The sequence below is a fragment of the Pseudomonas sp. S30 genome (assembly GCF_016518545.1).
Classification (GTDB): Bacteria; Pseudomonadota; Gammaproteobacteria; order Pseudomonadales; family Pseudomonadaceae; genus Aquipseudomonas.
Genome location: NZ_JACVTO010000011.1, coordinates 163,023 through 174,585, shown reverse-complemented (window position 1 = coordinate 174,585; position 11,563 = coordinate 163,023). Strand labels below are relative to the sequence as shown.

General features: G+C 62.0%; 9 protein-coding genes. 8 read left to right on the top strand and 1 reads right to left on the bottom strand.

The features are described from left to right. Positions 1–658 (top strand): IS4 family transposase (locus IAE34_RS14485; RefSeq protein WP_200139648.1); only part of this gene is annotated, 658 nt, incomplete at its 5' end. A 51-nt stretch (positions 659–709) separates the two neighbouring features. Here IAE34_RS14485 and gltA read toward each other — a convergent pair. Beyond that, entirely contained in the window at positions 710–1,999 is a 1,290-nt protein-coding gene (gene gltA / locus IAE34_RS14480; protein WP_200139647.1) for a citrate synthase, read from the bottom strand. A gap of 351 nt (positions 2,000–2,350) precedes the next feature. Here gltA and sdhC point away from each other — a divergent pair, with 351 nt between their 5' ends. The 7 genes from sdhC to lpdA all read left to right on the top strand — a co-directional run bounded on the left by sdhC (position 2,351) and on the right by lpdA (position 11,468). Beyond that, positions 2,351–2,737, top strand: coding sequence for a succinate dehydrogenase, cytochrome b556 subunit (gene sdhC / locus IAE34_RS14475; protein WP_200139646.1), 387 nt, complete (start codon positions 2,351–2,353; stop codon positions 2,735–2,737). Then, a complete protein-coding gene (gene sdhD / locus IAE34_RS14470; protein ID WP_200139645.1) occupies positions 2,731–3,099 on the top strand; it encodes a succinate dehydrogenase, hydrophobic membrane anchor protein in 369 nt (122 codons plus the stop codon). Before sdhC ends, sdhD begins: the two co-directional genes overlap by 7 nt. Before the next feature lie 3 nt (positions 3,100–3,102). Further along, positions 3,103–4,875, top strand: a complete 1,773-nt coding sequence (sdhA, locus tag IAE34_RS14465; RefSeq protein ID WP_200139644.1) for a succinate dehydrogenase flavoprotein subunit — start codon at positions 3,103–3,105, stop codon at positions 4,873–4,875. A 10-nt stretch (positions 4,876–4,885) separates the two neighbouring features. Next, on the top strand, positions 4,886–5,590 hold the full coding sequence (locus tag IAE34_RS14460; RefSeq protein ID WP_060478582.1) for a succinate dehydrogenase iron-sulfur subunit: 705 nt from the start codon (positions 4,886–4,888) through the stop codon (positions 5,588–5,590). Positions 5,591–5,828: 238 nt separating this feature from the next. Continuing rightward, positions 5,829–8,660, top strand: coding sequence for a 2-oxoglutarate dehydrogenase E1 component (locus IAE34_RS14455; protein WP_200139643.1), 2,832 nt, complete (start codon positions 5,829–5,831; stop codon positions 8,658–8,660). A gap of 42 nt (positions 8,661–8,702) precedes the next feature. After that, positions 8,703–9,935 carry a 2-oxoglutarate dehydrogenase complex dihydrolipoyllysine-residue succinyltransferase gene (gene odhB, locus IAE34_RS14450; protein WP_200139642.1) on the top strand — a complete coding sequence of 411 codons (1,233 nt, stop codon included), beginning with the start codon at positions 8,703–8,705 and terminating at the stop codon, positions 9,933–9,935. A gap of 96 nt (positions 9,936–10,031) precedes the next feature. Beyond that, complete coding sequence (lpdA, locus tag IAE34_RS14445; RefSeq protein WP_200139641.1) at positions 10,032–11,468, top strand: dihydrolipoyl dehydrogenase; 1,437 nt, start codon at positions 10,032–10,034, stop codon at positions 11,466–11,468. The last annotated feature ends 95 nt before the right edge of the window (positions 11,469–11,563 follow it).

The following is an 11,563-nucleotide window of genomic DNA, read 5'->3' as shown; positions in this document are numbered from 1 at the left end:
TCAAAGCGGTAAGAATCGTCACTGGTTGACGCCCGCTCGCAAGAATCTGGTTATGGAAGAAGTCGAGCGTTATGGCGAGCATGACCGGCGTGTGCGCATGAAGGTTTCCCCTCAGGCTCGCAAACGAAACCCGAACTTACCCACGCACTGGGAAGTGCGTGAAGTCAGTTATGAAAGCCAGGGGCACGTCAGATCGCTACTCACTTCATTGCCTGCCGACCGCTACAGCGCGGACGCGGTGGCCGAGTTGTACCTGGAGCGCTGGGAGATCGAGCTGGGCTTCCGGGACATCAAAAGCTCCATGCAACAGAATGCCGTGACGCTGCGAAGTAAGAAAGTCGAGCTGATTTATCAGGAGGTCTGGGGGCTCTTGCTGGCCTACAACATCATCCGTCGGGAGGCTAGCCAAGCCGCTGTAGCCTTTGGCCGAACGCCTTCTGACATACGTTTCAAGCCGGCCTGCCAGTACATCGCCGTGCAGTTGATCGTCATGGCCGCGGCCAATCCGGTATCGGCTACGGGTAGAAGGTTGGCTGAGTTGCGGGGAGGTGTCGCGGGGATGTTTCTGGATCACCGTCCAAGGCCAGGGCGGCCAAGGACGGTGAAGATATCCAAAACCCGGTATCCGGTGGATCGTAAGGCTGCTCCGCTTAAGTGAACAGCATTACGGCAGGTTGCCGGGGCTTAAGGTTCGACGCGCAGCGATCCTTTACTTGCGATCTTTCAGCGCGGTCAGGTCACGCTGCGGCTCGCCGGTGTACAGCTGGCGCGGACGGCCGATCTTGTACGGGCCGGAGAGCATTTCCTTCCAGTGCGAGATCCAGCCTACGGTACGGGCCAGGGCGAAGATCACGGTGAACATGCTGGTTGGAATGCCGATCGCCTTGAGGATGATCCCCGAGTAGAAGTCGACGTTCGGGTACAGTGAGCGCTCGATGAAGTACGGATCGGTCAGGGCGATCTCTTCCAGGCGCATCGCCAGTTCCAGTTGCGGATCGTCCTTGATGCCCAGCTCGCGCAGCACTTCGTCGCAGGTCTGCTTCATCACGGTGGCGCGCGGGTCGCGGTTCTTGTAGACGCGATGACCGAAGCCCATGAGCTTGAACGGATCGTTCTTGTCCTTGGCCTTGGCGATGAAGGTGTCGATGTTCGAGACATCGCCGATTTCATCGAGCATGGTCAGGACCGCTTCGTTCGCGCCGCCGTGGGCGGGACCCCACAGGGCGGCGATGCCGGCGGCGATACAGGCGAACGGGTTGGCGCCCGAGGAGCCGGCCAGGCGCACTGTGGAGGTGGAGGCGTTCTGCTCGTGGTCGGCGTGGAGGATGAAGATGCGGTCCATCGCCTTGGCCAGCACCGGGCTGATCGGTTTGATCTCGCACGGGGTGTTGAACATCATGTGCAGGAAGTTCTCCGCGTACGACAGGTCGTTGCGCGGGTACATCATGGGCTGGCCCATGGAGTACTTGTAGACCATCGCCGCCAGGGTCGGCATCTTGGCCACCAGGCGCACGGCCGAGATCTCGCGGTGCTGGGGATTATTGATGTCCAGCGAGTCGTGGTAGAAGGCCGAGAGCGCGCCGACCACGCCGCACATCACGGCCATGGGGTGGGCGTCGCGGCGGAAGCCGTTGAAGAAGGTCTTCAACTGCTCGTGAACCATGGTGTGGTTCTTCACGTTGCTGACGAACTGGGCCTTCTGCTCGGCGTTCGGCAGTTCGCCGTTGAGCAGCAGGTAGCAGGTTTCCAGGTAGTCCGACTGCTCGGCGAGCTGTTCGATGGGGTAGCCGCGGTGCAGCAGTACGCCCTTGTCGCCGTCGATGTAGGTGATCTTGGATTCGCACGAGGCGGTGGCCATGAAGCCCGGGTCGAAGGTGAAGTGACCGGATGTCCCCAACCCGCGGACGTCGATGACATCTGGACCAACGGTGCCGGTTAAAATGGGCAGCTCTACGGGGGCTGCGCCCTCGATGATCAACTGCGCTTTTTTGTCAGCCATGTGGCCTCCTATTAATGCTTGAAATCATCAGTCAGACCCCCCACGCAGGGCCCGCACCACTATAGAGGGATAAATTCAGATGTCAATTTGCCTAAAGGCTGGTTGAAACCCGCTCCAAGCCCCTGATTTTCTCGAAATTGCCGGCCGTTTACGCCTTTTGCTCACTAAAGGCAATGCGCTATTCGGTCTAGCCCCTCACGTTGTCATAAGCAGCCTAACTGTCTATACTCGGCAGCCGACTCCCAGGGGCTTTCCAGCCCGCCCTGCTGGGTGTCGTGTTCTCTCCGGTGGTGGGTACCTGACCAGTACACTTACCAACAACTTTGCCCTGTTCCCTAGGGGCTCTTCAGTGTGAAAAAAGCCGTGAAAAGCCAACGACCTGTAAACCTAGACCTAAGGACCATCAAACTCCCGATCACAGCCTACACGTCCATTCTTCACCGTGTTTCCGGTGTCATCCTGTTCCTCGGCCTTGCCATCATGCTGTACGCACTGAGCAAGTCGCTGGGTTCCGAGGAAGGCTTCGCCGAGGTGAAGGCGTGTCTGACCAGTCCGCTGGCCAAGCTGGTGACCTGGGGCCTGCTGTCCGGCCTGCTGTATCACCTCGTCGCAGGTGTTCGTCACCTGATCATGGACATGGGGGTCGGCGAAACGCTGGAAGGCGGCAAGCTGGGCTCGAAAATCGTGATCGTCATCTCCGTGGTGCTGATCGTTCTGGCGGGAGTTTGGGTATGGTAACCAATGTCACGAACCTGTCGCGTTCGGGCCTCTATGACTGGATGGCGCAGCGCGTTTCTGCGGTCGTTCTCGCGGCTTATTTCATCTTCCTGATCGGCTACCTGGCCGTGCACCCGGGCATCGAATATGCCCAGTGGCACGCTCTGTTCTCCAACAACGCGATGCGGATCTTCAGTCTGCTGGCGCTTGTCGCTCTGGGCGCTCATGCCTGGGTCGGCATGTGGACCATTGCCACCGACTACCTGACGCCGATGTCTTTCGGCAAGTCGGCGACTGCGATTCGTTTCCTGTTCCAGGCGGTATGCGGCGTTGCGATGTTCGCCTACTTCGTCTGGGGTGTGCAGATTCTCTGGGGTATCTGATCCATGGCTAACATTCCAACCATTTCCTTCGACGCCATCATCATCGGTGGCGGCGGTGCGGGCATGCGCGCGGCGCTGCAGCTCGCTCAGGGCGGCCACAAGACCGCCGTGGTCACCAAGGTGTTCCCGACCCGTTCGCACACCGTTTCCGCCCAGGGCGGCATCACCTGTGCCATCGCCTCGGCCGACCCGAACGACGACTGGCGCTGGCACATGTACGACACCGTCAAGGGGTCGGACTACATCGGTGACCAGGACGCGATCGAATACATGTGCCAGGAAGGCCCGGCTGCGGTCTTCGAGCTGGACCACATGGGTCTGCCGTTCTCGCGCACCGAAACCGGTCGTATCTACCAGCGTCCGTTCGGTGGCCAGTCCAAGGACTTCGGCAAGGGCGGCCAGGCCGCTCGCACCTGCGCAGCTTCCGACCGTACCGGTCACGCACTGCTGCACACCCTCTACCAGGGTAACCTGAAGGCCGGCACCACCTTCCTCAACGAGTACTACGCGGTCGATCTGGTGAAGAACCAGGATGGCGCGTTCGTCGGTGTGATCGCGATCTGCATCGAAACCGGCGAGACCATGTACATCAAGTCCAAGGCCACCGTACTGGCCACTGGCGGTGCTGGCCGTATCTACGCCTCCACCACCAACGCCTTGATCAATACCGGCGACGGTATCGGCATGGCCCTGCGTGCCGGCGTGCCGGTGCAGGACATCGAGATGTGGCAGTTCCACCCGACCGGCATCGCCGGCGCGGGCGTACTGGTCACCGAAGGTTGCCGTGGTGAGGGTGGCTACCTGATCAACGCCCAGGGCGAGCGTTTCATGGAGCGTTACGCGCCGAACGCCAAAGACCTGGCTGGCCGCGACGTGGTCGCCCGTTCCATGGTCAAGGAAATCATCGCCGGCAACGGTGTCGGTCCGAACAAGGACCACGTGCTGCTCAAGCTCGACCACCTGGGCGAGGAAGTCCTGCACAGCCGTCTGCCCGGCATCTGCGAGCTGTCCAAGACCTTCGCCCACGTCGACCCCGTGGTCGCGCCGGTGCCGGTCGTTCCAACCTGCCACTACATGATGGGCGGCGTTGCCACCAACATTCATGGCCAGGCCATCACCATGGACGCCGACGGCCAGGATCACATCATCCCGGGTCTGTTCGCCGTGGGTGAAGTGGCGTGCGTGTCGGTCCATGGCGCCAACCGCCTGGGTGGCAACTCGCTGCTGGACCTGGTGGTGTTCGGTCGCGCGGCCGGCCTGCACCTGGAAAAGGCCTTGAGCGACGGCGTCGAGTACCGCGATGCGAGCGACACCGATGTCGACGTGGCACTGAACCGCCTGAACAAGCTCAACGAGCGCAGCACCGGCGAAGACGTCGCCAGCCTCAAGCGCGAGCTGCAGAGCTGCATGCAGAACTACTTCGGTGTATTCCGTACCGGCGAATACATGCAGAAGGGTATCGAGCAGCTGGCGGGCCTGCGTGATCGGATCGCCAACGTCAAGATCAACGACAAGTCCCAGGCCTTCAACACCGCGCGTATCGAAGCGCTGGAGCTGCAGAACCTGCTGGAAGTCGCCGAGGCGACCGCCATCGCGGCCGAGGCCCGCAAAGAATCCCGCGGTGCCCATGCCCGTGAAGACTTCGAAGACCGTGACGACGAGAACTGGCTGTGCCACACCCTGTACTACCCGGGTGAGAAGCGCGTAGCCAAGCGTGGTGTCAACTTTGCGCCGAAGACCGTTCCTGCCTTCGAACCAAAAGTCCGGACTTACTGAGGTGGCCACTATGTTGAAAGTCGAAGTTTACCGTTACAACCCGGACACCGACTCGGCGCCCAAGATGGAGTCGTTCGACGTCGATACCGGTGGCAAGGACCTGATGGTGCTGGACGTGCTGGCCCTGATCAAGGAGAAGGACGAGGGCTTCTCGTACCGTCGCTCCTGCCGCGAAGGGGTCTGCGGTTCCGATGGCATGAACATGAACGGCAAGAACGGCCTGGCCTGCATCACCCCACTGTCGGGCGTGGTCAAGGGCAATAAGCTGGTCCTGCGTCCACTGCCTGGCCTGCCGGTGATCCGTGACCTGGTGGTGGACATGAGCATCTTCTACAAGCAATACGAGAAGGTGAAGCCGTTCCTGCAGAACGACACCCCGGCGCCGGCCATCGAGCGTCTGCAGTCGCCGGAAGACCGCGAAAAGCTGGACGGTCTGTACGAGTGCATCCTGTGCGCCTGCTGCTCGACCTCCTGCCCATCGTTCTGGTGGAACCCGGACAAGTTCCTCGGTCCCGCCGCCTTGCTGCAGGCCTATCGCTTCCTGGCCGACAGCCGTGACACCAAGACCCAGGAGCGTCTGGCGTCGCTGGACGATCCGTTCAGCGTATTCCGCTGCCGCGGGATCATGAACTGCGTGAACGTCTGCCCCAAGGGCCTGAACCCGACCAAGGCGATCGGTCACGTGCGTAACATGCTGCTGCAAAGCGGCACCTGATTCAATCGTTGCACCAGCAGTAAGCCGACGCGCGGGTGGTGAGCCCGCGCCGAGGTAAAACCCGAGCAAGGGCCCACAACGCCCGCGCTCATACCTTTGAAGATGAGACCAGCAGGGGCTTCCGGGCTGGTACCCGGAAAATCTGCAGGATCCAGGTGGCGTGGTTGGTCGCTGTGTTCGGACTTTTCCAGGTTTGCGTGGTTCTTGCCGATCCGTCCCCTAACGAGGGTGACCAAGCATGCAAGAAAGCGTGATGCAGCGCATGTGGGAAAGCGCCCACCTTTCAGGTGGTAACGCTGCATATGTGGAAGAGCTCTACGAGCTCTACCTGCACGACCCTAACGCTGTGCCAGAAGAGTGGCGCACCTACTTCCAGAAGTTGCCCGCCGACGGCAGCACCGCTACCGACGTCTCGCACTCGACGATCCGCGATCATTTCGTACTGCTGGCGAAGAACCAGCGCCGCGCCCAACCGGTATCTGCCGGCAGCGTGAGCAGCGAACACGAGAAGAAGCAGGTTGAAGTGCTGCGACTGATCCAGGCCTATCGTATGCGCGGCCATCAGGCTGCCAAGCTCGACCCGTTGGGGTTGTGGCAGCGCCCCGCGCCCGTAGACCTGTCGATCAATCACTACGGCTTGACCAATGCCGACCTTGATACGACCTTCCGTGCCGGCGACCTGTACATCGGCAAAGAGGAAGCGAGCCTACGTGAAATCGTCGACGTCTTGCAGAAGACATATTGTCGCACCATCGGCTCGGAATTCACCCACATCGTCGATTCCGAGCAGCGCAGCTGGTTCCAGCAGCGCCTGGAAAGCGTGCGCGGCCGTCCCGATTTCTCCGTCGACGTGCAGACCCACCTGCTCGAGCGCGTCACCGCTGGCGAGGGCCTGGAGAAGTACCTGGGCACCAAGTACCCGGGCACCAAGCGCTTCGGCCTGGAGGGCGGCGAGAGCCTGATTCCGATGCTGGACGAAATGATCCAGCGTTCCGGCTCCTACGGCACCAAGGAAGTGGTGATCGGCATGGCCCACCGGGGCCGTCTGAACGTGCTGGTCAACACCTTCGGCAAGAACCCGCGCGAGCTGTTCGACGAGTTCGAAGGCAAGAAGATGAACGAGCTGGGCTCCGGTGACGTGAAGTATCACCAGGGCTTCTCCAGCAACGTCATGACCACCGGCGGCGAAGTCCACCTGGCCATGGCGTTCAACCCGTCCCACCTGGAGATCGTTTCGCCGGTGGTCGAGGGTTCGGTTCGCGCTCGCCAGGACCGTCGCAACGACAGCATCGGTGACAAGGTCCTGCCGATCTCCATCCACGGCGACGCGGCCTTCGCGGGCCAGGGCGTGGTCATGGAAACTTTCCAGATGTCGCAGACCCGCGGTTTCAAGACCGGCGGCACCGTGCACATCGTGATCAACAACCAGGTCGGCTTCACCATCAGCAACCCGCTGGACGCGCGCTCGACCGAGTACGCCACGGACGTGGCGAAGATGATCCAGGCGCCGATCCTGCACGTGAACGGCGACGACCCGGAAGCCGTGCTGTTCGTCACCCAGCTGGCCATCGACTACCGCATGCAGTTCAAGCGTGACGTGGTCATCGACCTGGTCTGCTACCGCCGTCGCGGCCACAACGAGGCCGACGAACCCAACGGCACCCAGCCGCTGATGTACCAGCAGATCAGCAAGCAACGCACCACCCGCGAGCTGTACGCCGAGGCGCTGATCCAGGCCGGGCGCATCGATGCCGAGCGCGCCCAGTCCAAGATCGACGAGTACCGCGGTGCGCTGGACAACGGCCTGCATGTGGTCAAGAGCCTGGTCAAGGAGCCGAACCGCGAACTGTTCGTGGACTGGCGCCCCTACCTGGGCCATGCCTGGACCGCGCGTCACGACACCCGTTTCGACCTCAAGACCCTTCAGGAACTGTCGGCCAAGCTGCTCGAGCTGCCGGAAGGCTTCGTGGTCCAGCGTCAGGTCGCCAAGATCTACGAAGACCGCCAGAAGATGCAGGCCGGTGGCTTGCCGATCAACTGGGGCTACGCCGAGACCATGGCCTACGCCACCTTGCAGTTCGAGGGTCACCCGATCCGCATGACCGGCCAGGACATCGGTCGCGGCACCTTCTCGCACCGTCACGCGGTGCTGCACAACCAGAAGGACGCCGGTACCTACATTCCGCTGCAGCATCTGTATCCGGGCCAGCCGCGTTTCGAGCTGTACGACTCCTTCCTTTCCGAAGAAGCCGTGCTGGCGTTCGAATACGGCTACTCCACCACCACGCCGAACGCGCTGGTGATCTGGGAAGCCCAGTTCGGTGACTTCGCCAACGGCGCGCAAGTGGTGATCGACCAGTTCATCACCAGCGGCGAGCACAAGTGGGGTCGTCTGTGCGGCCTGACCATGCTGCTGCCCCACGGTTATGAAGGGCAGGGGCCTGAGCACTCCTCGGCACGCCTGGAGCGCTACCTGCAGCTGTGCGCGGAGCAGAACATCCAGGTCTGCGTACCGACCACTCCGGCGCAGATCTACCACCTGCTGCGTCGCCAGGTCATCCGTCCGCTGCGCAAGCCGCTGATCGTGCTGACGCCCAAGTCGCTGTTGCGCCACAAGCTGGCGGTATCGACCCTGGAAGACCTGGCCGAAGGCTCGTTCCAGACCGTGATCCCAGAAATCGACGCGATCGATCCGGCCAAGGTCGAGCGCCTGGTGCTGTGCAGCGGCAAGGTCTACTACGACCTGCTGGAAAAACGCCGCGCCGAAGGCCGCGAGGACATCGCGATCCTGCGCATCGAGCAGCTGTATCCGTTCCCCGAGGACGATCTGGTCGAGATCCTGGCCCAGTACACCCAGCTCAAGCATGCGGTCTGGTGTCAGGAAGAGCCGATGAACCAGGGCGCCTGGTACAGCAGCCAGCACCACATGCGCCGTATCCTGGGTCGCCACGACAAGGCACTGGTCCTGGAGTACGCCGGTCGCGACGCTTCCGCCGCGCCTGCTTGCGGCTACGCGTCCAAGAGCGCCGAGCAGCAGGAAAAACTGCTGCAAGACGCGTTCACTGTCTAACGCCTTCGCGCACCTGAAACCGAATTTAAGGAAACACTGATAATGGCTATCGAGATCAAAGCCCCAACCTTCCCGGAATCGGTCGCCGACGGCACCGTCGCCACCTGGCACAAGCAACCGGGCGAGGCCGTCAAGCGTGACGAACTGATCGTCGACATCGAGACCGACAAGGTGGTGCTGGAAGTGCTGGCTACCGCCGATGGCGTACTGGGCGACATCGTCAAGGGCGAGGGCGAAACGGTCCTGTCCGATGAAGTGCTGGGTTCGATCGTCGAGGGCGGTGCCGCTGCTGCTGCCGCACCTGCCGCCGCCGCCGCTGCACCGAGCGCAGCCCCTGCTGCCGCCAGCACCGATGCCGGTGAAGACGATCCGATCGCAGCCCCGGCTGCGCGCAAGCTGGCCGAAGAGAGCGGCCTGGACCTGGCCACTGTGAGCGGCACGGGCAAGGGTGGCCGCATCACCAAGGAAGATGTGGTTGCTGCCGTGGCCAACAAGAAGTCGGCGCCGGCTGCCGCACCGGCTGCCAAGCCTGCCGCCGCTGCCGCTGCTGCGGTCGTCACCGCCGCCGGCGATCGCACCGAGAAGCGTGTGCCGATGACCCGCCTGCGCGCCAAGATCGCCGAGCGTCTGGTCGAAGCACAGTCGAACATGGCCATGCTCACCACCTTCAACGAAGTCGACATGACCGAAGTCATGGCGCTGCGCTCGAAGTACAAGGACCTGTTCGAGAAGACCCACAACGGCGTACGCCTGGGCTTCATGTCGTTCTTCGTCAAGGCGGCCACCGAAGCGCTCAAGCGTTTCCCGGCGGTCAATGCCTCGATCGACGGCAACGACATCGTCTACCATGGTTACGCGGACGTCGGCGTGGCCGTCTCCAGCGACCGTGGTCTGGTGGTGCCGGTGCTGCGCAATGCCGAGTCGATGTCGCTGGCCGAGATCGAGAACGGCATCGCCACCTTCGGCAAGAAGGCCCGTGACGGCAAGCTGTCCATCGAAGAGATGACCGGTGGCACCTTCACCATCACCAACGGTGGTACCTTCGGCTCGATGATGTCCACGCCGATCGTCAACCCGCCACAGGCCGCGATCCTGGGCATGCACAACATCATCCAGCGTCCGATGGCGATCAATGGCCAAGTGGTCATCCGTCCGATGATGTACCTGGCGCTGTCCTATGACCACCGCCTGATCGACGGTAAGGAAGCGGTGACCTTCCTCGTCACTATCAAGAACCTGCTGGAAGATCCGTCCCGCCTGCTGCTGGACATCTAATCGAGCAGCCAAGAGCTTGCAAGCTGCACGCTTCGAGAAGAAGTCTGTAGGCTTGCAGCTTTTGGCTTGTAGCTAGTTGCTGATAAGGAATCTTTTATGACCCAGAAATTCGACGTAGTGGTAATTGGCGCAGGCCCTGGTGGCTATGTAGCTGCCATCAAGGCCGCTCAACTCGGTCTGAAGACTGCCTGTATCGAAGAGTACACCGACGCCGAGGGCAAGCTGGCTCTGGGCGGCACCTGCCTGAACGTGGGCTGCATTCCTTCCAAGGCGCTGCTGGACAGCTCCTGGAAGTACAAGGAAGCCAAGGAAAGCTTCAACGTCCACGGTATCTCCACCGGCGAAGTGAAAATGGACGTCGCTGCGATGATTGGCCGCAAGGCTGGCATCGTCAAGAACCTGACCGGTGGCGTGGCCACCCTGTTCAAGGCCAATGGCGTGACCTCTATCCAGGGGCACGGCAAGCTGCTGGCGGGCAAGAAGGTCGAGGTCAGCAAGGCTGACGGCTCCACCGAAGTCATCGAAGCCGAAAACGTGATCCTGGCTTCCGGCTCGCGCCCCATCGACATCCCTTCGGCTCCGGTAGACCGCAATGTCATCGTCGATTCCACCGGCGCGCTGGAGTTCCAGTCCGTACCCAAGCGCCTGGGCGTGATCGGTGCAGGCGTCATCGGTCTGGAGCTGGGTTCGGTCTGGGCCCGCCTGGGCGCCGAAGTGACCGTGCTGGAAGCCCTGGACACCTTCCTGATGGCTGCCGACAGCGCCGTTTCCAAGGAAGCGCAGAAAGTCCTGACCAAGCAGGGCCTGGACATCAAGTTGGGTGCACGAGTCACCGGCTCCAGCGTCAATGGCGATGAAGTCGAAGTCTCCTACACCAATGCCGAGGGCGAGCAGAAGATCACCTTCGATCGCCTGATCGTGGCGGTCGGTCGCCGCCCGGTGACCACCGACCTGCTGTCGGCGGACTGCGGCGTCACCAGCGACGAACGTGGCTACATCTATGTCGATGACCACTGCGCTACCAGCGTTCCGGGCGTGTACGCCATCGGCGACGTGGTGCGTGGCCTGATGCTGGCGCACAAGGCTTCGGAAGAGGGCATCATGGTGGTCGAGCGCATCAAGGGCCACAAGGCCCAGATGAACTACGACCTCATTCCTTCGGTGATCTACACCCACCCGGAAATCGCCTGGGTCGGCAAGACCGAGCAGGCATTGAAAGCCGAAGGCGTTGAGGTTAACGTGGGCACCTTCCCGTTCGCGGCCAGCGGCCGTGCGATGGCGGCCAACGACACCGGTGGTTTCGTCAAGGTCATCGCCGATGCCAAGAGCGATCGCGTACTGGGCGTTCACGTCATCGGCCCATCGGCTGCCGAGCTGGTCCAGCAGGGCGCCATCGCCATGGAATTCGGCACCAGCGCCGAGGACCTGGGCATGATGGTGTTCAGCCACCCGACGCTGTCCGAAGCGCTGCATGAAGCCGCGCTGGCGGTGAATGGCGGCGCCATTCACGTGGCCAACCGTAAGAAGCGTTAATTATAAAAACCACGGCGGGCTGCCCGTCGTGGGTCTTGCGTGCAAGATCCACCGCGGAACGTCCGCCGGACCGGGCTACCGGATCATCCGGGGTT